Origin of the sequence: Nocardiopsis sp. YSL2 (assembly GCF_030555055.1) — a bacterium.
GTDB lineage: Bacteria > Actinomycetota > Actinomycetes > Streptosporangiales > Streptosporangiaceae > Nocardiopsis.
In genome coordinates this window covers 1,943,827-1,964,244 of record NZ_JAMOAO010000001.1, presented here as the reverse complement: position 1 = coordinate 1,964,244, position 20,418 = coordinate 1,943,827, and the positions used below count along the sequence as shown (strand labels likewise).

Below are 20,418 nucleotides of genomic sequence, written 5' to 3'. Positions count from 1 at the left end.
CCACGCGTTTTCCGGGACGCCGGTGACGCAGAGGCCCTGGTCAAAGGCGACACCGATCACCGCGTCCCGCCCCTCGCGCCCCACATGGACGGTGACGGTCCCGGCGACGGCCGTCTCCCGCGCCGCCGGGGCTGTCAGCGAGTCATCGCGAGATAGGTGCGAATCGCAGCGGTGAGGTCGCTCAGGTCGTCCGGATCCTGTGGACCGTTCAGGGTGACGGGTGCGGGTGCGGGCGCGGGTGCGGAGGCCGGTGGCGTGGCCAGCAGGTCGCCTTCGGGTGCGCGGGGCCGGGGGACGAGCGGTCGAAGCGGGGGCGGCGGGGGCATGTAGGGGCGCACGAGCGGGCCCGGGCCCTCGTCCGGCTCGCCGGCCCCGTCCCTTTCAGCGATTGGGACCGGCGCGGGTGCCGCCGCGAGTTGACGGCGTCGGGGGAGCGGCGGGAGCGCGGGCTGTTCCCGCTGCGGTCGGCGGGGGACGAAGACGAACATCAGAGCCGCCGCGAGGAACGTGGCGGCGACGGCCCAGACCTGTTCGGCCAGGCTTCGGTGCGGCCGACGATGGCGGCCGTTAGGCTGATCCATGGATGACTTCCTGGGCTATCAGGTGGTTGTCACGCCCCGGCCCGGTGCTCCTAACACCGGACGGGGCATCTTCATGTCTGCTGGTCGGGGCGGGTGTCAATGGCCCTGAGAGGGCTGCGCTTCCCGCCTTCGCGACTCGGGATCGAGGTGTCAGTCGTCGTCGGCTGAGCGGTGGGGGTCGATCAGCACCCACACGGCGACTCCTTGGGGGTGGTCGGTCCACCACCATTTCTCGGAGAGCGCGGACACCAGCGCCAGGCCGTATCCGCCGATACTCAGTTCATCGATCCGGCCGGGAACGTAGGGGCGGGTGACCGGTCGACCCGCGCGAGGTCCGTCGTCGATCACTCGCAGCAGGACGAAGTCGCCGGGCATGACCTCCACGGTGACCCTGACCCGTCCGTACTGGTCGCCCGAAGCCGAGTGCTGGATCGCGTTGGTGGCGAGTTCGCTGAGGATGAGCAGGACGGGCGCGGCCCGCTTGTCGTCCATGCGGATGGCCTTCTGACACCACTCGCGGATCCGCCTGACCTGGTCGAACCGTCCGTCGAAATAGCCCGTGGACTCTCCGCACCGGCGGCTCCCCTTCTTCTGTACCGGCATCCCACCCGCCACCCGCCGGTCGCCGTTCGGCCTACCTGGGTCACGCTTGCTCGGATTCGTCATCGCTGGGTCTCCTCCACCAACAGGGGTTCTGACAAGGCGTGCCATGACCACTCAAGGCCCACACACAGTCCGATGTACTCATCGTGTTTCTGCGAACACGCTCCGCATGTCATCGATCATGCACTGCAGGAAATTTCTTGGCAACTACTTCTTGGAAATTTCTTATAGATCTCTGGGGGATGGTGTCCAGGAGATCTGTCAGCCGGGATACTGGGCATGACCAACCGATGCCGAGGGAGAGCACCCATGCCTCAGGAGCAGCACGGCCCGATCGCCAGCCGCCTTCTGCTTGGCAAGGCCCTGCAACAGCTCCGCAGCGAAGCCGGGATGAGCGGTGCCGAGGTCGCCAAGGAGATGGGATTCGGCGCCGCCAAGCTCTCGAAGATCGAGCGGGGCCAGGCGCCGATCACCAAGGCCGACCTGCACCTCTTCTTCGAGGTACTCAAGGTCAGCGAAGACGTCCGTCCTACGCTGCTCGAACTCGGAGCGCAGTCCCGCCGGCCCCGTCGCAACCGCACCAACACTTCCGAGCAGGAGCTTCCGGGCAAGAATTTCGAGCGGTACCTGGGACTCGAAGAGATCGCGATAGGCATCAAGGACTGGCACCCGTATCTGATCCCCGGACTCCTGCAGACGCCCGAGTACGCGCGTGCGCTGATCTCGGCGAACCCCCTGCTCCTGCCTGACCAAGTGGAGTACCTGGTGGAGCTCCGCAGGGAGCGGCAGCGCACCCTGTATCGGGAAGTGGAGCCGCTTCAGCTGTGGTCGATAGTGGAGGAGTACGCGCTCCGCCGCGTCATCGGAGGCAAGCAGACCCGGGACGGTCAGCTCCGCCATCTGCTCACCATGGGTCAAAAGCCCAACATCAACATCCAGGTCATCCCGGACTCAGCTGGCGCGCACGCCGGGCTGGACGGGGCCTTCGCCATCCTCGACGCCGGAAACCACCTGCCGCCCGTGGTCTATATCGACAGCCGTGGCATGAATACCTACGTGGAAGGCGTCACCGACCTGGCGGTGTACAAGGCGACCTACGACCAGATCCAGTCCTCCGCCCTGTCGCCGGTACAGTCGGCCGCAGTGATCGCGGCGATTCTGGAGGAATCGGAATGAGATGGACGAAGTCGAGCTACAGCAGCACGGGAGCGACTTGTGTCCAGGTACGGGTTCCGCGCGCGGGCGTGACCGAGATCGGCGACACCAAGAAACCCGACGGCCCCACCCTCACCGTTCCCAACTCCGACTGGGACCACTTTCTGGACCAGATCGCCATGGGTGGCACTGACTTCGGCCGTTTGCGCGCCGAGTTCCTCCCCGGCGGCGGATTCACGCTCACCGACACCACCAGACCGGGCTCCCCCACCCTGACCTACACCAGAGCCGAGTGGGAAGCCTTCAAGCTCGCCGTCGAAGCCGGCGAGCTCCGCAGCGGCCACCCTCGCGGCACGCTCGTCAGCTGACTGCGTACTGGGTGGCCGCGCGATTTCGCCATGCGTGCGTCGCGGTAGTTTCGGGACATGGATCGAACCGAGGAGAGCCAGGGCCGCTGGGTGGTGCACGGCGAGCGCACCCTGTACGACGACCCGTGGGTGCGGCTGAGCAAGGCCGACATCACCACCCCCTCCGGCCGCAGGTTCGAGCACCACGCCGTCACCCTGCCCTCAGCAGCGGTGATCGCGATCCTGGACCGTGCCGAAGAACATGTCCTGATGAGTTACCGGCACCGGTTCGTGCCCGATGTGTGGGGATGGGAATTGCCCGGAGGGCTCCTTGACCCTGCGGAGACGCCGGAGCAGACCGCTTTCCGCGAAGCACTGGAGGAGACTGGTCACCGGGTCGGCTCGGTGGAGCACGTGGCCACATTCGAGCCGATGATCGGTACGGTCCGCAGCCCCCACCACGTCTTCGTTGGTCGTGGTGCCGAGCTGGTCGCGGATCCGACCGAGTTCGACGAGGGCGTCTACGAATGGGTGCCCCTGTCCAAGGTCCGCGCCCTGGTAGCCGAGGGGCGTGTGCAGAGTTCAGGTACCCTCGTCGCCCTGCTCCACATCCTCGCCTCCTGACAGAGACTGAGGCTCCAGGAGTCGTGCCAAACGGGCGCGTTGACGGACGGAACCGGACCGCTCAGAGAGCTCAGTGGCACGCTGCGCTTGGCGGCGGGCTTGCGTGAGGTCACCATGGGCGGAGTAGGCAACGGCCAGATCGGTGCGCAGCCCGGCCTCGGCGCGTCCGAGTCCGAAGGGGACGATGCCATCGAGAGCCTGGGTCAGGTCCTCGATGGCTTCACGGTGCCCGAGCTGCGTCAGACAGTGGCCTCGCCAACGGAGGAGATGCGTGTCGCTCAACATGAGGAACGGTAGCGAGGGGTCGTTCGGTTCCTGCGGTAGAACGTCGAAGGCGTGCCCCAAGGCCCTCTGGCACTGCAGCTCCTGGCCGAGAGACGCTCGCACCTCTCCTTCGGCTGCCCACAACCACGAGCGCAGCAATGGCGGCAGTACCCTTCCTCCATCATCGTGTGCTGCTCTGAGGGTTGCGAGCGCTGCCTCTTCCTGACCGCTGTCCAAGAGCACGTAAGCCTGTTCGGCGCTCACATGAGCCAGAACCACCCGATCCTCGCTCTCACGCGCAGCGGCTTTGGCGAGCTCGTAGTAGCGCCAGGAGGTCGTCACACGTCCACCGTCGAGTGCCTGCCATCCGGTCAAGGACGCGGCTTCGGCCAGGGCCCGGGCCAGGCTTCGCCGAGCGGGTCCGGGGATCGAGTGGCGCAGAAGCTGGTGCATCTGCTCGACATGGGCCTGACTCTGGGCCAGAAGGTAGTGGGCTCCCAGCTTGCGGTCGATCAACCGTAGATTCTGCGTCTGCGCCTCGAAGAGACTAACAAGCGCCTGATCGATGGACGCCAGCTCCAGACGTTCACCCACGTGACCTGTGAGGGTCGATGCCCCTGAGAGCGCAGTGTCGGAGGCATTGCTGCCGGACGTGGACGGTCTCGTCTCTGCAGGGGCGTTCTGGGGAGCCAGGCCGAGCAGGACTCGGGAGCGGTCGGGGATGCCGAGCCCATCAGCGATCCGCTCGATCAGCTGCAGCGAACTGACTGTTCGCCGTCCGCTCAAGATTTCGCTCACACGTCCCTGGGCGATGCCGGTCGCCGAGGCGATCCGGGTCTGGCTCGCGCCATGGGTCTGGGCCAGACGCAGCAGACCAGCGATGTCACGCTCTCGTAAGAGCCGTTGTGCTTCCTGCCGATCCCACGCCCAGGCCGGAATATGGAGTGTCTCCCAGGAATGGGCAGGCATGGCTTCCTTTCATTCCATCTTCGGTTGAGGAGGGCACGGCATCGATTATCCCCAAGGGGGATATCCACTAGGGATGGGATAGGTCCCATCCGCAACGGGATCGTCATCTGTGACACACCCTCCCGCTCCACCGAGAGCGCTGTCGCAGGAGACCACCCATGGACGCCTCCCCAGCCGCCAATCCACTGCCGACGCACATCTCTACGGACACGACGTTGCGTGTCAAAATCCTTGATGCCTGCGGAATGACCTGCACCTTCTGCCACAACGAAGGCACACCCGTTGTGGTCGACAACCGCCACCGGGGGCCCGGCTCCTTCCTGACTGCCGGAAGCTCTGGGCGGATGTCCATCTACGCTGCAACCAACGGATCTAGCTTCCTACCGAGTACCATCCCGCCCGACGAAAACTTCTCCCATGCCTTAGATCGCTTGCGCGAGAGCATGGGCTTTACCGAACTACACCTCACCGGCGGCGAACCCACACTTCACCCGCGCCTGCCCGAGCTGATCGGACTCGCAGTAGCTCGTGGCTACCGGGTGTGCATGACCTCCAACGGTGAGAACGGCGCTCGACAGATCCCCGCCTGCGCCGACTCGGGGCTCGACCGCGTCAACTTCTCCATCTTTGGCACGACGCCCGAGGAACTCGCCCAGGTTCAACACGACCGCTTCCGCGACCCAGCCAAGGCCACGGCCAAGATCGAGGCCCTGCACGCCTCCATCCAGGCATGTATCGACCATGGGGTCCGACCCAGCGCTAACATCGTCCTTCTCGACCACACCCACATCGACCGCGTCCACCGGCTTCTGGACAACTACGCCCCTGAACTGTCCGTTCGTCTGCTCAATTCACTCGATCACGGCCAAGCGTCCGTCGATGCCATCCATCAGGTGCTGGCCCAGCGTGGTGCCGTCGAAGAGGCTCGCCACCTGACGGCGGGGGCCTCCGGTGCTCGGACTTCCTACCGGATCGACGGCGGACGACGCCGTATCCAGGTGAAGTGGATTCGTCCCGTACGGCTGCCCACCACCTGCCGGGGGTGCCGTTTTAACAACGACGTCGACTGTCAGGAAGGCTTCTACGGCCTTCGTCTGTATCGAGACCGTCACGGACGCTACCTGGTGGGTGTGTGCCTGCAGCGCATGGACCTGTGTCAGCCGATCGAAGACTTCCTCCGAAGCCCTGTCAGGGCTGAAATCCTCCGCTTCCGCCAGGCCGATCGTGGCAGGCTGGAAGCCGCCCACCACGTCTCCGCTTCTTCCCCCACCACGACTCACAGTACGGAAGGAAATCCGACGCCATGAGCGCGATCGAGTACGAAGCCAAGGTCCTGGATATCGACGTCGACCAGGTGGCCCGGCGCATTCTGGACAAGGGCGGTGCGGACCTGGGGGAGGTGCTCCAGCGCCGCTACGTGTACGACATCGAACCCGGAGACGTCTCCCGTTGGCTGCGCCTCCGTGACACCGGTCGTCAGGTCACGCTCACGGTCAAGGAGATCGACTCCGACGCCATTGGCGGCACCCGCGAGACCGAGACCGAAGTCGGCGACTTCGAGACCGCCAACGCCCTGCTGGGCAAGCTGGGGTACGCACCCAAGGCCTATCAGGAGAACCGCAGGCACAGCTTCACTCTGGACGGAGCGCAGTTGGAGATCGACTCCTGGCCGCGTATCCCCGCCTACCTGGAAATCGAGGCCGACAGTCACGCTGAGGTGGTGCGCGTCGCGGCCCTGCTCGGGTACGACCGGGCGGACCTGACGGGAGAGAACACGACGAAGGTCTACCACCGCTACGGCATCGACCTGTCCACTATCGCCGACCTGCGCTTCGGCGCTGCGTGACTCCAGGCTGCGGTGCACTTGAGCACTACGCGTAGGAGTGCACCGCAGCACGGACGGTCTGCGCTGAGCAAGCTCGGCGAGTACGGCCACGCCATGTATGCCATCCAGCCCGCGATCTGGGAGTTCGAGGACCTGGCCGAGCTGGGTGACTGGGGCAATAAGTCCGAGCAGGAGACCTGGTCCCATGGCCTGAGGAGGAATGCATGGTAGACGACGCACGTACCATCACCCAGGAACAGTGGCGGCACGCGGAGCTGATCTGGGAGTACCACCGCATGCACCACAAGGCGCGACCGCGCGACGTGGCGATCGCCTTGGGCTGCAACGACATCGGTGTTGCGATGTACACCGCCGAGCTGTACCACGCCGGGCTCTTCCCGGCTCTGGTGTTCACCGGAGGCAACAGCCCCTCGACCGCTCAGGTATTCCCACGAGGGGAGGCCGTGCACTTTCGTGAGCGTGCCCTGGAACTCGGCGTCCCCGATTCCGTGATCCTCGTGGAGCCGCAGGCGTCGAACACCGGCCAGAACATCACCTTCTCGCGCAGCCTCCTGGCGGAGAACGGCATCGTCCCCACCACGGTGCTCCTGGTTTGTATGTCCTACATGGAACGGCGCGCCTTCGCGACCACCCGGAAGTTGTGGCCCGATGTGGAGCCGTTGTGTGCCTCCGCATCGCTGAGCCTCGGCGACTATGTCAAGGAGAACGGGGACGCCGGGCTGGTCATCGACATGATGGTCGGCGACCTCCAGCGGGTGATGGAGTATCCCAAGCGAGGGTTCGCCATCGACCAGGACGTCCCCTCGGCGGTACGTGACGCCTACGACTCCCTCGTAGCCGCAGAGTTCGACAGCCGCCTGATCCAGAGCTGACCGCGAGGACGCGGAGCGGTTGGACCGAGGCTTTCTAGACCCGGCAGAGCTGGCCGAGTGCGAGCTCCACGAGGTGGCCTCGATCGCGGAGGTGACGAAGCGTTGTGGACAAATCCCCGCGGCGCCCGCCGAGATCTCTGGTTCCAGCATTACGTGTTCAGCCGCGCCCTGTACTGCTCGTAGGGAGTCCCTATCCGCAGGGCTGTGTTCTTGCGCGCGACGTAGTCGGCGACGTCTGCGTCCTCCAGGAGGAGCCGGTCGATCTGGGTACCATCTGACTCGTAGCGCATGAGAACGACGTGCGTGTCATCGAAGAGCCAGAAGTCCTCGTGCGCTGCGAAGGGCAGTTCGGTTGGGGCGTCGGTCTCGACAATCCGCACGTCCTCACCCGCCACGATGTTGAAGTCATACCCCCACTCCATCTCGTAGCGCAGATAGTCCGACAGTGGCGGAGTGACCACGTGAACGCGCTGGACCCGGCGTCCTGAGTCAGTGAACCCGCGTACACGGTGGAGCCAGGCTGAGTCCGCAAGTTCCTCGTCCGGACGCGGTTCGCCGGCCAGGAAGCGTTCGAACTCCTCGTCCTCGGAGGCGACACCGTAGACCGGCAGTGTCTCCAGGCGGAACGCGTAGTCCTCGAAGGCGTCGAAGAACTCGCGCCAGGCGCCACCTTCCAAGCGCACGCACGGCCTCCTCTCAGACGTTCCGAGGGATCTCCACGGCGGCTTCTCCACTAGCGGTGGTCACGCTGGTCACCTGATCGGCTTGCACCACAATCGAGCCCCTGCTGGTGGTGAACACCTTGGGGCAGTCGTCGCCTTTGCAGTCTCCGGCGATCTGGACCATGCCCCACGGTCGTACCTCCGTTGTATGTGGTTGCGCCTCGTAATCTACGTGTGGTGCATGCCCGAGTCCAGGTATGAGGTGAATATTCCCGTCATGGAATTTTCGCGGTCTGACCTGGGGGCTTCTCGGAATCTGTGCGGGCGTCCACGAGTCGACGTACAGCCGTGAACGCGTGCCGCCATGGCCAGTAGCCACCACCCATGCCAGGACGTCCACACCCTGCCCCGGCGCTCGTCAAGCCTGGTCAGGACCTATAACGGGAGCATTGGATACCCGTATATGCCAGAAAATCAAGACATAAGCTCGTAAATCGCCGGTGTGCGGCGATAGAGTACGCGACATGGCAGCCAGTAGTACGCGCACATTCCCCTTCTCTGGGCTCACGGAGAGCGACCTTCACCTGGATGCCGTATACCAAGGTGGAACAGCAGGTCACAGCGGCGATGACCCGATCGCCCGCATCGTCGCCAAGGTAGGCAACCAGGGTGGCTTTCGGACGGTGGGCTCCCCCTGGAAGCAGACCGTCAAGCTGGCTGTGCTGTACAGCTCAGGCCAAGAGCCTGACTGGCCCGACCGCCTCGACGTGCAGACAGGTCGGTTTATGTACTACGGCGACAACCGCCGTCCCGGGCACGACTTGCACGACACTCAGCGCGGTGGGAACCGCCTGCTCCGCGATACGTTCTCTGCAGCTCTGGGGACGGACGAGGACCGATCCCGGGTTCCTCCCTTCCTGCTGTTCCAGAAGACCGGAAGAGGGCGCGACGTCCGATTTCGAGGCCTTCTTGCGCCAGGGGCCGAGGCCCTGGCTCCAGAGGATGAACTCGTTGCGCTGTGGCGGAGCACACGCGGCCAGCGCTTCCAGAACTACCGTGCAGCCTTCACTGTTCTCGACACCGCTATCGTCACTCGGGCATGGATCAATGAGCTGTCCGAGGGGCTGACGACTGGTCCGAATGCCCCGGAAGTATGGTTGGCCTGGGTCAAGGACCGCCAGTACATTGCACTGACGGCGCCGACTACGACGAACACGCGCAGCAAAAACGAGCAGACCCCCGCTCCGAACGGCCAAGCACTCATCACGGAAATCACCGAGTATTACAAGGGCCGCTGGCACGACTTCGAGGAGTGTGCCGTTGCTCTATGGAGAATGCAGGCCCCAGCGACCGGCCGCTGCGAAGTCACGCAGCCATACCGTGACGGTGGGCGCGACGCCATCGGCGAGTACGTCCTCGGCCCTGACGCTGACCCCGTAGCCGTCGAATTCGCGCTGGAGGCCAAGTGCTACGGCGAGAGAACCTCTGTGGGTGTACGTGATGTAGCCCGGCTGATCTCACGGATCCGCAACCGCCAGTTCGGAGTCTTCGTCACCACCTCCTACTTCAATGCCCAGGCCTACAGCGAAGTTCGCGATGATCGCCATCCCGTCGTCCTGATGTGCGGCAAAGATATCGCTGACCTGCTGCAGGAGCGCGGTTTCAGCTCACCGGAGGACGTCCGGAAGTGGCTCCAGACGTCGTTCCCCTAGTCACCTCCGCAAGCACTGGCCGGAAGGCAACCAAGCGGTCAGAGGGCTCAAGCGCATGGCTGGAATCAGCAAGGCAGACGGTCGACGGCAGCGCTCACGAATCCGAGCTTCCCGCTGGGGTGCTCAAACCATGCCCCACCAGCAACGTTTCGGAGTGTCTGACTCCTGCTCTAGGCTGCCCGAATTGGAGGTTAGAACGTCATGATTGAGGGGATATGGGCGGAGAAACCACTACCGATGCTGCGGAAGTACTGAGTAGATTCACCCAGGCACGAGCGGGTCAGAAGAACTTCGAATGGTGGCGGAGACAAAAGCCGCACGTGACGGAGCGAGTGATGGAGCATCGCACGTCAGCGGTCTACAAGCTCGTACCTTCAGAGATTCGCAGCCTCACCTCGGAGCATGCTCTCGGAAATCTGAGACCGCGCCAGGGCTACAAGGTCAAGTTGATCCGGGACTGGCGGCCGGACTTTGCCTTCTCCCATGTCTTCCACTTCCACCTAGAAGAGCGTGGTCGCATGTTCTCCTTCGAAGAGTTCCGTGACTGGAGTAGCCTCGACGAGTTCCGGCCCACCCTCTACACGCCCGCTCGGGAGAAGATCACGGAGGCCGTCAAGAACGGTTGCAGCGAGCAGGACGCGAGGAACTCGATGCGGTGGCGGATCGGTATCGCGTACTACTCGTTCGTGCGGGAGATGTATGTGGTGTCCCGTTTTCGAGAGTTGGGGTTGGATGCTCGCTTCCATCCACTTGCGGATGCCCTCTTTCGGACGGACACCTGGATCGGATCCACGTCAGTAGCGCTCTACATCAAGAACGGGGTTTTTCGGGACGGGGATGCAGGGCGTAAGCCGCCAGCAGAGGACGTTGTTGGTGGGGAGGAGTCCGGGCTGAGGTTCATTCAGCTGCAGATTCCGACGCAGCGGATCTGGGGCAAAGCCCACTTCCCCGATGACCGCGCAGTAGAAGCCTGCGCAAGGAAGCTGCACATGCTGACTGCTCAGCGGTAAGGGACGTCCGGAGCCGCTATAGATTGATGTTGTGTACCTCTTCGATCCCCCTCTCTCAGACGCCGCCAACTCCTCGTCAGACCTAGAGCTTGAGCAGGTCGCCGAGCACCTGCTGAGCCTTGATCCGGAAGGGCGCCTGTTCGCGGATGCTCTGCGGAGCACCTTCGACATGCTGCTTGACGGACAGCACACCGGGCGCTATCGCTGGGACCAGCTCCACAAGACAGAGAAGACGCACTTCGGCACGCTGGTGGAGATCAACCTCCAACGGAAGTTCAACTTCGCCGGGGGTGACGAACTGGACTACCGTATCCGCGACATCGACGTCGATTGCAAGTACTCGCAGAAGCACGGGTCGTGGATGATCCCACCTGAGGCCATCGGCAAGCTCTGCCTCGTCCTGTGGGCGAGCGACACCGAGTCGCGCTGGTCGGCTGGCCTGGTCCGAGCGAGCGAGGAGCTGCTGGGCGGAGGCCGCAACCGGGATGGCAAGCGCAGTCTGAACAAGCAGGGCCGACAGGCTGTTCGCTGGCTCTTCTCCGATGCCCCGCTGCCGGTGAACGCGCTTCTTCACTTGCCCGACGGGGACGTTGAGGCGATTTTTGCACCCGGGTCCGGAACGAAGCGGGTCGACGAGCTGTTCCGAAGGGCGCAAGGGATCCTCATCCGGCGAGTGGTCGTGGCCACGGTCGCGCAGCAGGAGGACTACATGAAACGGGTCCGCGGCAACGGCGGGTCCCGTTCCAGTCTTCGTCCGGAGGGGATCGTCATCCTCGGCCAGTACAAGGGGCATGGGACCATTGCCGAGCAGCTAGGACTTCCTGTGCCAGGGCCCGGAGAGTCCGTCTCTGCCAGGGTGGTCCGTGCCAGCGCGCACACTGGAGAGAGGGCGAAGGCCCTCATTTCAGGCGACTGGTGGGTGCTCGCGACTGAAGCCGATCCGGTCGAACCAGCTCCCCTACTTCCGAAGGTATGACTGAGCAGGTGGACAAGGCAGACGAATCCGGGATCTGGCAGGCCCCGGAAGGCTCTTGGGCATCGTCGGCCGCCAACCGGCGGAGTATGCGCGGCAACCGGAGCCGGGACACCAAGCCGGAGATCGCCATCCGACGCCTTGTTCACGCGGCCGGGCTGCGCTACCGGGTCGCGGCCAAGCCGCTGCCCGGCATGCGCCGGACAGCGGATCTGCTCTTCGGCCCCACCAGGGTGGCGGTCTTCGTTGACGGATGCTTTTGGCACCGGTGCCCGGAGCACTTCGTCCCTCCCAAGACCAACCCCGACTACTGGGATGCGAAGATCGGCGGGAACACTCAGCGTGACCGCGACACCGACGCGCGCTTGGCGGAGGCAGGGTGGCTGGTCCTGAGGTTCTGGGAGCACCAGGATCCTGCCGAGTGCGCAGACGTTGTGACGGAGGCAGTCTCAGCGCGTAAGCGTGAGCTGTCGGGGGGCAAGGTCCTCGACTAGTCCCTCGAACTGCTCCTCCGGCTGCTCGGCATCGGAATCGAACGCTCGGAGCGCGCGGATGATGGACTCTCCGACGGCCTGGGCGACGGGCGGTGGGAAGGCGTTGCCGACCTGGCGGTAGGCGGCCGTCTTGCGGCCCTGGAACTCCCAGTCGGTGGGGAAACCCTGGATGATCGCGGCCTGCTGCACCGTCAGCTTGGGACCCCGCTCCCCGTACAGGTCGCGTTCCTCGTCCTTGGTCCGACCGTGCGGGTCGGCTACTCCGTGGCCGTCCACTCCGAGTTCGGCCCACGCGCGCTTGGCGCGGGTCGGTCCCAGGTCTGCGCCGCCGTGCTTCTTCGACCCTCCGACGAGGGTGGGAGCCACCGTGCCCTTCTCCTGGGCCCTGCGCAGCCACTTCTTGTAGTGCTGACGGCCCTTGGCGGAGTCCCCGAACCGGAGGCGCATGGTCTCGTTGAGGGCCTCTGCCACCGTGACGAGCTTTCCACTGCCTCGGGCAGGGAGGAAGTGGGCCGCTTCCGGTTCCTTCATAGCCACCAGGATGGCCCTCGGCCGTAGCTGCGGGACGCCGTAGTCGCGGGCCTCAAGCACGTTCCAGCCGAGGATTCGGTAGCCCAGGCTCACCAGCCGTGCACGGATCCTGTCTCGGTAGCCGCTGAACTTGTGTTCGGGCTCGAGCAGGCCGCGCACGTTCTCAATCATCACGGCGCGGGGCTCCAGCTCCTCGACCATATCGAGCATGACGGGGAACAGGTCGCGCTCATCGTCTTCGCCGAGCTGCTTGCCGGCCAGGGAGAAGGGAGGGCAGGGAACGCCGCCAGCCAGAAGTGCCAGCTGCTCGCCTCCGAGGACCTTCTTGAGGTCGTCCATCTCGAAGTCGGTCAAGTCCCACGGGAGGATCTCGCAGTCTTCCCAACCGTGTTTGCGGGTGTTGTGCTCAAGGGTCTGGAGGGCGTGGGGGTCGACCTCGATCAGTGCGCGGTGGTGGAACCCTGCGTTGTGCAGGCCGACCGCTTGGCCGCCGGCGCCCGCGCAAATTTCAACCGACGAGTAGATACGTCCTTCGCTGGACATGCAGTTTCCTCCCTGCCTGCGCCCTCACACACCCCGTGTGCTGGGCAGAAGGCCGACAATCGTGCCCCCGCTGATCTTCCCAAGGTTTGGACAGCGGATCGACCGGCAGCGCGGACCTGTGGACAACTGTCCTGGGGGACCCCCGGACCGGGCGATTCTACCGGTGGGGGCCGACCAGTTCCGCTGACCGGCTCGGTGAAGGCAAGTATGCCGAAAGCTGCCGACAGATTGCCGGATCTTGCCGCGAGGATGCCGACAGGTTACGATGTCCTCACCCGCAGGTAAGTGTCGTGATGGCACGCATAGGCAGTGCAGGACAGAAAAGGACCCGAACGAGCGTGACCAAGGATGAAGGACGCCCTGACTGGAACGACCGGGCGCTCGGAGGGCGTGTCCGCGTCGCCCTTTGGCTGTACGAGATGGTGGGTGAAGGCAAGCGTTTCCGTAAACAGGCCATGAGGGAAGCTATCCCTGGGGTCGAGCAGGTTGACCGGCGTATGCGTGACCTTCGCTCAGCCGGGTGGGTAATCAGGACGTATCGCGACATGGCTTCACTCAGTCCAGACGAGCTTTTCCTGGAGACCATCGGGGCCCATGTGTGGGAGCCAGGGAAACGCTCAACCGGGTTGAGAACTGTCAGTGGGAAGCTCCGGCGTGAGGTGATGGACCGTGACCATCACAGGTGTGTGCGGTGCGGTATCTCGTCCGGTGAGGAGTATCCGGACGAGCCTGGTAGCCGTGCTCGGCTGACCCTCGGGCACATCAACGCGCACGCCTACGGCTCTGGGGCAACGCCTGAAAACCTTGTGACCGAGTGCTCCAGGTGCAACGAGACGGCTAAGCAGTTCACCCCTGTGCAGTTCACTGCGGACCATGTCCGGGACCAGATGCGTGAGCTTTCGAAGCGTGAGAAGACCAGTCTCCTCTCATGGATGGCCTTGGACCAGCGCCCCATGTCGAAGGCGGAGCGAGTGTGGGCGTACTACCGGCAGCTCCCAGGAAGCGCGCGAGATGAGCTCCACACGGAGCTTGCCCGGATGCTCGGTTCAGAACGAGAGGACTAGCTATTGGAAACCGGGTTTCGGAGTGATCAGCATGGTTGACCTGCGTGCAGCAACCATCCTCTTCGGATGCTGCGGTGTCAGTTTCATCTGGGGTGCGCTCACGCTCCTGGCGGCAGAATCGTGGCCCGTTGCGATTCTTGCGGCTGGAGCGGCATTCGGCGGTGCTCTTCCTGTACTCAACTGGTTCGTGGCAAACGATGCTCGTGAGAAGCAGACCCATGAGGATGAGTGACAGTTGATCGCGCGTTCTCAGATCAGATGCGAGGACCGGAAGCGCTCTCTGCGGCGTCCACGGGAGTCGTATGGAAGAGGGGCAACAGCACCTCGTCCACGATCTCTTCGATCATGACGTCGGTGACGGGCTCGTGGTGGAAGAGGAAGTGGTTGCGCAGCAGCGCCTGACCCACCTCCATCCGGCGCGGGGTCAGGGCGTCCGGGCTGATCTCCCCCCGGTGCGCGGCGCGGCGGGTGACCTCCTCCATCATCTGGCGGCCCATCCCCTGGGCGTGGGCCCGTACCTGGCCCACGCGCTCGGGGGACGGCAGGACCTCCGCCATCAGCCCGCGCAGTGCCTGTCCGGGCGGGCCGTCCAGCATTCTGGCCGTCCGGCGGAGGACCGCGATCAGGTCGCCCCGGAGCCCACCGGTGTCCGGCAGTCCCCCCGGGTCGGGCATCACGCTGTAGACGGCGTCCATCACCAGCTCGGCGCGCGTGGGCCAGCGCCGGTAGAGCGAGGCCTTGCTGGCCCGCGCGCGCTCGGCGACGCCCTCCATGGTCAGCGCCGCGTAGCCGCGTTCCTCCAGCTCCTCGATGGTCGCGTGCAGGATGGCCGCGATGAGGGCGTCGCCGCGGCGGCGGGGGCGCTTGCGGTGGTCGTTGGTCTGCGGTTCGGCGGCCATGACCGCATCCTACGAAGCCGGCGTGACCCGGCCGGTCCCGCCGTCGACGGTGATCCGGTCGCCGTCGCTGATCGTGGTGGTCCCCGACCCCGTACCCATGACCGAGGGGATGCCGTACTCACGCGCCACGATCGCCGCGTGCGAGGCGACCGCTCCCGTGTCCACGACCACCGCGACCGCGCGCTGGAACAGGGGCGTCCACGACGGGTTGGTGTAGGGGCACACCAGCACGTCGCCGCTGTCCAACCGGTGGAAGTCCGAGGCGTCGAGGATGATCCTCGCCGTTCCAGTCGCGGTGCCCGCGCTGGCCGGGGCGCCCGTGACCAGGGCGTTCCCCGTGTTCTTCGGGGGGAAGACGCGGGCCGGGTCGATCATGCGCACGCCGGTGAGCTCGGCGCGCTTGGCCGCTCGGGCGCGGACCAGCGAGCGCAGCCGTTCGGCCTGCTCGGCGGGCATCGTCTCGACGTCCTCGACCTCCCGCACCTCCTCCATGCGCAGGTGGAAGACGTCGAAGGGCTCGTCCACCACCCCCGCCTTCTCCAGCCTGGAACCGATCTCCAGGAGCGACCGGCGCAGGGCCGGCAGGCTCGCCGTGAAGTAGAAGTGCGAGTCCTCGCGGAAGGCCATGCCCTGCTGGGCGGCGCGCACCCACCGGGTCATCCGCTTGCGGGCCCGCCTTCCGCGCAGGAGCGGGTGCGTCAGAAGACGCGCCAGCGCCCGCTCCGAACGGGACCCCCGGTCCTCGCCCCGCGGCTGGTCGACCAGCACGCTCACCAGGCCGATCACGCTCTCCGGTGACTCCGCGAGCGTGGGCGGGCTGACCAGGAGCGGGGTGGCCGTCTCGCGACGCCCGTACTCGCGCCGGAAGGCGTCGAGCTCGTCGCCGAACGCGCCCACGGGGCCGGTGCCCTCGCGGACGGCGGCCAGTACCCCGGCCGGGTCGGCGGTCGCGAACAGCTCGCGCAGTTCGGGCACGGCCCGCACCCGGTCGGCGAGGTCCTGCAGGGCCTGGTTGGCGTCCTCGGTCCGGGTGCTGGCCCCGCCGATCAGGTCGCCCAGTAGGGACCGCCGGCCCAGGAGCGCGGTGGCGGCCGTGAGCCGCCCCATGGCGATGGCCACGCTGGGCAGGTAGGCCGCCCGCAGCTCGCGGCACGGGTCCATGAGGTCGGTCGTCCGCTGGGGCACCCGCAGCAGTTCCGACCAGGTCAGGGCGGGCAGGTCGAGCCCGTCCAGCTCGTCGGCCTCGCGCAGGAAGCGCGCCAGGACGGGGTCCTCCCGCCAGGTGTTGATGTCGTGCGTCCGGGCCCGGTGGATCAGTTTGAAGGGCGTCAGCAGGGCGCGCGGCGTCGGGTGGGGCGCGGGCGGGACGAGCTCCACGACCACCCCGTCCTCCTCCCGGAGGTAGTTCTCGAACGAGGCGGCCACACCGAGGTCGGCCAGGAGGTCCCGCATCATCTTCCCGGGGCCGAGACCGAGCCAGGTGCTGACGTCCATGGGGTAGGGGCGCGTGGGGAGGTACTCGGTGAGGATCGACCCGAGCAGGCGCTGGCGCCGGTTGAGCGGGACGGACGGCGGCGGCAGGGCCGTCATCGGCCGGGCCTGGACGATGTAGGCCCGGCCGTCGCTGATGCTCCACTCCATGTCCTGGGGGCGGCCGAAGTGCGCCGCGATCGTGCGGGCGTGCCCGGCGAGTTCGGCCAGTTGCTCGTCGGTGAGCAGGCGTTCCCCTTCGGCTCCGGAGGAGGAGCCCTGGACGACGCCTCCGCCGGCCTCGGAGCGGATGACCACCTCGCCCCGTCCCGGGGACCAGTCGAGCAGCGCGCCGCGCTCGTCCAGGACGTAGTGGTCGGGCGTCACCAGGCCGGAGACCACCGCCTCGCCGAGACCGGCCCCCGCGTCGACGATGACACGGTCGCGGGCGCCGGTGACCGGGTCGGCGGTGAACATGACCCCGGCGACGTCGGAGTCCACCATGGTCTGCACGACCACGGCGATCCGCACCTCGGCGGACTCGATGGCGCGTTCGCGGCGGTAGGCCACGGCCCGGTCGGTCCACAGCGAGGCCCAGCAGCGCCGGACGGCGTCCACCACCGCGTCGGTGCCGATCACGTTGAGGTAGGTGTCCTGCTGTCCGGCGAAGGCGGCGCCGGGCAGGTCCTCGGCGGTGGCGCTGGACCGGACGGCCACGGGCACGTCGGTGCCCAGCGCGGCGTAGGCGGTGGCGATCGCGTCGCGCAGGTCGTCGGGTACGGACGCGTTCTCCAGGTCCGCCCGGAGCGCGGCGGCGTCGGGAACGGAGGGCTCGGCGGAGGAACCGGAGGCGGGAGCCCCCGTGGAGCCGGTGGAAGCGGCGGCCTCACCGCCGAACCCGGCGGCCAGCTTCGCGTCGAGCCCGACCGCGCGGGCCACGGTGGCGTAGGCGCCGGTGGTGACGACGAACCCAGGGGGGACGGGCAGTCCCGCGCGCAGCAGTTCGCCGAGGTTGGCGCCCTTGCCGCCGACCTCGGGGAGGTCGGCGGAGCCGAAGGAGGCCAAGGGGGAGACGAGTCGTTCGTGGGTCATCGAGACTCCTTGTCGAGTTCCGTGTGGGCAGTGGTGCGCAGGGGGAGCGCGGGGAAGGCGAGGGCGAGCAGGAACGCCAGCCCCAGCAGGGGCGCCATCGCGAGCAGGGCGGACGGGACGGCGGATCCGAAGGCCGACTCCACGAGCCCGCGTGTGGACTCGGGCAGCGCGGCGATGGCCTCGGGGGACAGCGCGCGGGGGTCGCCGACGTCCGCCGGGACGCGCGCGTCGAAGGAGCGGGTGATGAGGGCGCCGACGACGGCCACGCCCACGCTCGCGCCGACCTGGCGCAGGAACAGGACCGAGGAGGTGGCGGCGCCCAGATCGGCGCGGTCGACCGCGTTCTGCGCGGCGATCAGGACCACCTGCATCACCAGTCCGATCCCCAGACCCACCAGCACCAGCAGCGCGGTCAGTGTGCCGGTGTCCAGGCGTGCGCCGACCACGCCCAGGAGCGTCAGGCCGACCGCCGCGACGGCGGTGCCGATGATCGGGTATCGACGGTAGCGGCCGGTGCGGGTGATCAGTCGGCCCGACACGACCGTGCTGACGAGCGCGCCGGCCATCATCGCGGTGACCAGCAGGCCGGCCCGCGTGGCGGTGGTGCCCAGGCTGACCTGAGCGTACGCGGGGACGTAGGTGAGGGTGCCGAACAGGCCGAACCCGATGAGGAAGCTCACCGCGACCGGTAGGGCGAACGCGCGCCGGCGCAGCAGGCGCGGGGGCAGCACGGGGTCGCGGGCGACCACGGCGGTCACCGCCCACAGCCCGAGCGCGGCGGCGGTGCCGACGAGCAGGGCGGGCAGGGCCCACGAGGGGTAGGCGTCGGGGCGGGCGAGCCGGTCGGCGGTCAGGACCACGCCGACGACGGACGCGGCGAGGGCGGCGGCCCCGGCGTAGTCGACCGGTGGGCGGCCCTCGGGGCGCGGCAGTCGGAGGGTGAGGCTCAGCGCGACCAGGGCGGCCAGGCCGAGCGGCGGGTGGACGGCGAAGATCCACCGCCAGGACAGGTGGTCGACCACGACCCCGCCGAGCAGGGGGCCGCCCACCGCCGCGATGACGTAGACCGCGCCGAACAGGCCCAGGTAGCGGCCGCGTTCGCGGGGGCTGACGATCTCGCCGACGATCGCCTGCGCCCCGATCATCAGGCCTCCGCCGCCCAGGCCCTGCACGACGCGGGCGGTGACGAAGCCCGGGAGCGTGGTGGCGGTGGCGGCCATGAGCGCGCCGGCCACGAACAGCAGGACGGCCGCCTGGATGAGGGGCTTGCGGCCGTAGCGGTCGCCGAGCCGTCCCACGAGGGGCATCACGGCGGTGGCGGCGACCAGGTAGGCGGTCACGACCGTGGGCATCTGCTCCAGCCCGCCGAGGTCGCCCGCGATCTCGGGGAGAGCGGGGGCCATGGAGGTCTGGTCGAGGGCCGCCAGCAGCATGGCCAGCAGCAGGCCCGGGAGGGCGAGCGCCACGGAGGTCGTCCGTTGTGTCACGTGAACCTCCTCAAGTAGAGAACGATGAGTTCTCTAATAGGCTAGCTCCTCGCCTTAGTGAACGCAACGTTTCTTTGTGGCGAGGTGTGTCGGGGGCGTCGCGCCGCCCTCCCGATCCGTCCCCGATCCGTCCCCGATCCGTCTCTGGTCCGTCCCCGGGCCCTCCACGGTCCGGCCCTCCACAGCCCACCCCCGCCCGGTGCGCCTGCCCGATGCGCGTGGTCCTCCGCGCCCGGTTCCCCGCGCGTGGTCCCCCTCGGGTGGTCGCGCGGACCGGTGCCCTCCGTGCGCGGGCGCCGCCACCCCTTCGGGCGCACCGCCGTGCCCCGGTCCGGCGCCGCTACGCGCGCGGCCACCGGATACGCTCGGCGCGACAACGACGCTTCCAGGGAGGACAGCAGAGATGACAGCGACCGCCGTCGTGACCGGTGCCAGCAGCGGGATCGGGGCCGCCACCGCGCGCGGGCTCGCGGCCGAGGGCTACGACGTGGTCCTCGTCGCCCGCCGCGCCGACCGGATCGAGGCCCTGGCCGAGGAGATCGTCAAGGACGGCCACAGCGCCCGGGCCCAGGTCCTCGACGTCACCGACCGGTCGGCCGTCGACGCCTTCGCCGAGGCCCTGCCCTCCTGTTCGGTCCTGGTCAACAACGCGGGCGGCGCGATCGGCCGGGAGACCGTCGCCACGGGCGACCCCGCCGACTGGCGCGCGATGTACGAGGTCAACGTCCTGGGCGTGCTCCACATGACGCAGGCCCTGCTGCCGAAGCTCGTCGAGAGCGGCGACGGCACGGTGCTCGTCGTCTCCTCCGTCGCCGGGCACGTGGTCTACGAGGGCGGTGGCGGCTACGTGGCCGCCAAGCACGGCGCGCACACCCTGGCCGCCACCCTGCGGCTCGAACTGTGCGGCGAGCCCGTGCGCGTGCTGGAGGTGGCTCCCGGGATGGTCAAGACCGAGGAGTTCTCGCTCAACCGGCTGCGCGGTGACGCCGAGGCGGCGGAGGCGGTCTACGACGGAGTGCCCGATCCGCTCAGCGCCGAGGACGTCGCCGACACCATCGTCTGGGCGGTCACCCGGCCCCCGCACGTCAACATCGACCTTCTCGTGGTGCGCCCGCGCGCCCAGGCGGCCCAGCACAAGGTCCACCGGGTCAAGGAGTAGGAGGAAGGACCGGCCGCCCCCGTGGCGGGCCCGTCCGCCCGCCCGCCGGGGCGGGCGCGGG

The 20,418-nt window shown here is 67.2% G+C and carries 21 protein-coding genes; 13 read left to right on the top strand and 8 right to left on the bottom strand.

Annotated features, from left to right (window positions below):
* Window positions 1–134 precede the first annotated feature (134 nt).
* Both M1P99_RS08485 and M1P99_RS08480 read right to left on the bottom strand, forming a co-directional pair.
* The gene (locus M1P99_RS08485) at window positions 135–581 is read right to left on the bottom strand and encodes a hypothetical protein (RefSeq protein ID WP_304452107.1); all 447 of its coding nucleotides are present in this window, start codon (window positions 579–581) and stop codon (window positions 135–137) included.
* Window positions 582–731: 150 nt separating this feature from the next.
* On the bottom strand, window positions 732–1,184 hold the full coding sequence (locus M1P99_RS08480) for an ATP-binding protein (protein ID WP_304452106.1): 453 nt from the start codon (window positions 1,182–1,184) through the stop codon (window positions 732–734).
* Between the two features lie 309 nt (window positions 1,185–1,493).
* Here M1P99_RS08480 and M1P99_RS08475 point away from each other — a divergent pair, with 309 nt between their 5' ends.
* Genes M1P99_RS08475 through M1P99_RS08465 form a run of 3 tightly spaced genes read left to right on the top strand, consistent with a single transcriptional unit; the run spans window position 1,494 to window position 3,310 of the window.
* A complete protein-coding gene (locus M1P99_RS08475; protein WP_304452105.1) occupies window positions 1,494–2,360 on the top strand; it encodes a helix-turn-helix transcriptional regulator in 867 nt (288 codons plus the stop codon).
* Window positions 2,357–2,707: a DUF397 domain-containing protein gene (locus M1P99_RS08470; RefSeq protein ID WP_304452104.1), complete on the top strand. Its 351-nt coding sequence runs from the start codon at window positions 2,357–2,359 to the stop codon at window positions 2,705–2,707. Before M1P99_RS08475 ends, M1P99_RS08470 begins: the two co-directional genes overlap by 4 nt.
* Before the next feature lie 57 nt (window positions 2,708–2,764).
* Window positions 2,765–3,310, top strand: a complete 546-nt coding sequence (locus M1P99_RS08465; RefSeq protein ID WP_304452103.1) for an NUDIX hydrolase — start codon at window positions 2,765–2,767, stop codon at window positions 3,308–3,310.
* Here M1P99_RS08465 and M1P99_RS08460 read toward each other — a convergent pair.
* Window positions 3,269–4,543 (bottom strand): helix-turn-helix transcriptional regulator, encoded by a 1,275-nt coding sequence (locus M1P99_RS08460; RefSeq protein ID WP_304452102.1) that lies wholly within the window; start codon window positions 4,541–4,543, stop codon window positions 3,269–3,271. The genes M1P99_RS08465 and M1P99_RS08460 overlap by 42 nt on opposite strands.
* Before the next feature lie 158 nt (window positions 4,544–4,701).
* Between M1P99_RS08460 and M1P99_RS08455 the strand changes: the two genes are divergently transcribed.
* From M1P99_RS08455 to M1P99_RS08445, 3 genes are all read left to right on the top strand, one after another.
* The gene (locus M1P99_RS08455) at window positions 4,702–5,850 is read left to right on the top strand and encodes a radical SAM protein (RefSeq protein ID WP_304452101.1); all 1,149 of its coding nucleotides are present in this window, start codon (window positions 4,702–4,704) and stop codon (window positions 5,848–5,850) included.
* Complete coding sequence (locus M1P99_RS08450) at window positions 5,847–6,389, top strand: class IV adenylate cyclase (RefSeq protein WP_304452100.1); 543 nt, start codon at window positions 5,847–5,849, stop codon at window positions 6,387–6,389. Before M1P99_RS08455 ends, M1P99_RS08450 begins: the two co-directional genes overlap by 4 nt.
* A 203-nt stretch (window positions 6,390–6,592) precedes the next feature.
* Window positions 6,593–7,261, top strand: a complete 669-nt coding sequence (locus M1P99_RS08445; RefSeq protein WP_304452099.1) for a YdcF family protein — start codon at window positions 6,593–6,595, stop codon at window positions 7,259–7,261.
* Between the two features lie 149 nt (window positions 7,262–7,410).
* On the opposite strand, the gene M1P99_RS08440 is transcribed toward M1P99_RS08445, so the two are convergent.
* Window positions 7,411–7,944: a DUF6879 family protein gene (locus M1P99_RS08440; RefSeq protein ID WP_304452098.1), complete on the bottom strand. Its 534-nt coding sequence runs from the start codon at window positions 7,942–7,944 to the stop codon at window positions 7,411–7,413.
* 503 nt (window positions 7,945–8,447) lie between these two features.
* Between M1P99_RS08440 and M1P99_RS08435 the strand changes: the two genes are divergently transcribed.
* The 4 genes from M1P99_RS08435 (at window position 8,448) to M1P99_RS08420 (ending at window position 12,112) form a co-directional block, all read left to right on the top strand.
* Window positions 8,448–9,635 (top strand): restriction endonuclease, encoded by a 1,188-nt coding sequence (locus tag M1P99_RS08435; RefSeq protein WP_304452097.1) that lies wholly within the window; start codon window positions 8,448–8,450, stop codon window positions 9,633–9,635.
* 335 nt (window positions 9,636–9,970) lie between these two features.
* Window positions 9,971–10,645, top strand: a complete 675-nt coding sequence (locus tag M1P99_RS08430; protein ID WP_304452096.1) for a hypothetical protein — start codon at window positions 9,971–9,973, stop codon at window positions 10,643–10,645.
* Window positions 10,646–10,676: 31 nt separating this feature from the next.
* Complete coding sequence (locus M1P99_RS08425; protein WP_304452095.1) at window positions 10,677–11,621, top strand: NaeI family type II restriction endonuclease; 945 nt, start codon at window positions 10,677–10,679, stop codon at window positions 11,619–11,621.
* Complete coding sequence (locus M1P99_RS08420) at window positions 11,618–12,112, top strand: very short patch repair endonuclease (protein WP_304452094.1); 495 nt, start codon at window positions 11,618–11,620, stop codon at window positions 12,110–12,112. Before M1P99_RS08425 ends, M1P99_RS08420 begins: the two co-directional genes overlap by 4 nt.
* Here the strand turns inward: M1P99_RS08420 and M1P99_RS08415 are convergent.
* Window positions 12,068–13,186 carry a DNA cytosine methyltransferase gene (locus M1P99_RS08415; RefSeq protein ID WP_304452093.1) on the bottom strand — a complete coding sequence of 373 codons (1,119 nt, stop codon included), beginning with the start codon at window positions 13,184–13,186 and terminating at the stop codon, window positions 12,068–12,070. The genes M1P99_RS08420 and M1P99_RS08415 overlap by 45 nt on opposite strands.
* Window positions 13,187–13,524: 338 nt before the next feature.
* Here M1P99_RS08415 and M1P99_RS08410 point away from each other — a divergent pair, with 338 nt between their 5' ends.
* Window positions 13,525–14,250 (top strand): HNH endonuclease, encoded by a 726-nt coding sequence (locus tag M1P99_RS08410; RefSeq protein ID WP_304452092.1) that lies wholly within the window; start codon window positions 13,525–13,527, stop codon window positions 14,248–14,250.
* Window positions 14,251–14,281: 31 nt separating this feature from the next.
* Entirely contained in the window at window positions 14,282–14,482 is a 201-nt protein-coding gene (locus M1P99_RS08405) for a hypothetical protein (RefSeq protein WP_304452091.1), read from the top strand.
* 22 nt (window positions 14,483–14,504) lie between these two features.
* On the opposite strand, the gene M1P99_RS08400 is transcribed toward M1P99_RS08405, so the two are convergent.
* Genes M1P99_RS08400 through M1P99_RS08390 form a run of 3 tightly spaced genes read right to left on the bottom strand, consistent with a single transcriptional unit; the run spans window position 14,505 to window position 19,198 of the window.
* Window positions 14,505–15,149 carry a TetR/AcrR family transcriptional regulator gene (locus M1P99_RS08400; protein ID WP_304452090.1) on the bottom strand — a complete coding sequence of 215 codons (645 nt, stop codon included), beginning with the start codon at window positions 15,147–15,149 and terminating at the stop codon, window positions 14,505–14,507.
* A gap of 9 nt (window positions 15,150–15,158) precedes the next feature.
* Window positions 15,159–17,711, bottom strand: coding sequence for a PEP/pyruvate-binding domain-containing protein (locus tag M1P99_RS08395; protein ID WP_304452089.1), 2,553 nt, complete (start codon window positions 17,709–17,711; stop codon window positions 15,159–15,161).
* Complete coding sequence (locus M1P99_RS08390) at window positions 17,708–19,198, bottom strand: MFS transporter (protein WP_304452088.1); 1,491 nt, start codon at window positions 19,196–19,198, stop codon at window positions 17,708–17,710. The genes M1P99_RS08395 and M1P99_RS08390 overlap by 4 nt, the downstream gene beginning before the upstream one ends.
* Before the next feature lie 403 nt (window positions 19,199–19,601).
* On the opposite strand from M1P99_RS08390, the gene M1P99_RS08385 reads away from it, so the two are divergent.
* Window positions 19,602–20,357 carry an SDR family oxidoreductase gene (locus tag M1P99_RS08385; protein WP_304452087.1) on the top strand — a complete coding sequence of 252 codons (756 nt, stop codon included), beginning with the start codon at window positions 19,602–19,604 and terminating at the stop codon, window positions 20,355–20,357.
* Window positions 20,358–20,418: the final 61 nt, after the last annotated feature.

Coding starts and splice junctions, on each gene's coding strand:
- M1P99_RS08485 (WP_304452107.1), bottom strand. CDS start 581: ATGGATCAGCCTAACGGCCGCCATCGTCGGCCGCACCGAAGCCTGGCC.
- M1P99_RS08480 (WP_304452106.1), bottom strand. CDS start 1,184: ATGCCGGTACAGAAGAAGGGGAGCCGCCGGTGCGGAGAGTCCACGGGC.
- M1P99_RS08475 (WP_304452105.1), top strand. CDS start 1,494: ATGCCTCAGGAGCAGCACGGCCCGATCGCCAGCCGCCTTCTGCTTGGC.
- M1P99_RS08470 (WP_304452104.1), top strand. CDS start 2,357: ATGAGATGGACGAAGTCGAGCTACAGCAGCACGGGAGCGACTTGTGTC.
- M1P99_RS08465 (WP_304452103.1), top strand. CDS start 2,765: ATGGATCGAACCGAGGAGAGCCAGGGCCGCTGGGTGGTGCACGGCGAG.
- M1P99_RS08460 (WP_304452102.1), bottom strand. CDS start 4,543: ATGCCTGCCCATTCCTGGGAGACACTCCATATTCCGGCCTGGGCGTGG.
- M1P99_RS08455 (WP_304452101.1), top strand. CDS start 4,702: ATGGACGCCTCCCCAGCCGCCAATCCACTGCCGACGCACATCTCTACG.
- M1P99_RS08450 (WP_304452100.1), top strand. CDS start 5,847: ATGAGCGCGATCGAGTACGAAGCCAAGGTCCTGGATATCGACGTCGAC.
- M1P99_RS08445 (WP_304452099.1), top strand. CDS start 6,593: ATGGTAGACGACGCACGTACCATCACCCAGGAACAGTGGCGGCACGCG.
- M1P99_RS08435 (WP_304452097.1), top strand. CDS start 8,448: ATGGCAGCCAGTAGTACGCGCACATTCCCCTTCTCTGGGCTCACGGAG.
- M1P99_RS08430 (WP_304452096.1), top strand. CDS start 9,971: ATGGAGCATCGCACGTCAGCGGTCTACAAGCTCGTACCTTCAGAGATT.
- M1P99_RS08420 (WP_304452094.1), top strand. CDS start 11,618: ATGACTGAGCAGGTGGACAAGGCAGACGAATCCGGGATCTGGCAGGCC.
- M1P99_RS08415 (WP_304452093.1), bottom strand. CDS start 13,186: ATGTCCAGCGAAGGACGTATCTACTCGTCGGTTGAAATTTGCGCGGGC.
- M1P99_RS08405 (WP_304452091.1), top strand. CDS start 14,282: ATGGTTGACCTGCGTGCAGCAACCATCCTCTTCGGATGCTGCGGTGTC.
- M1P99_RS08400 (WP_304452090.1), bottom strand. CDS start 15,149: ATGGCCGCCGAACCGCAGACCAACGACCACCGCAAGCGCCCCCGCCGC.
- M1P99_RS08395 (WP_304452089.1), bottom strand. CDS start 17,711: ATGACCCACGAACGACTCGTCTCCCCCTTGGCCTCCTTCGGCTCCGCC.
- M1P99_RS08385 (WP_304452087.1), top strand. CDS start 19,602: ATGACAGCGACCGCCGTCGTGACCGGTGCCAGCAGCGGGATCGGGGCC.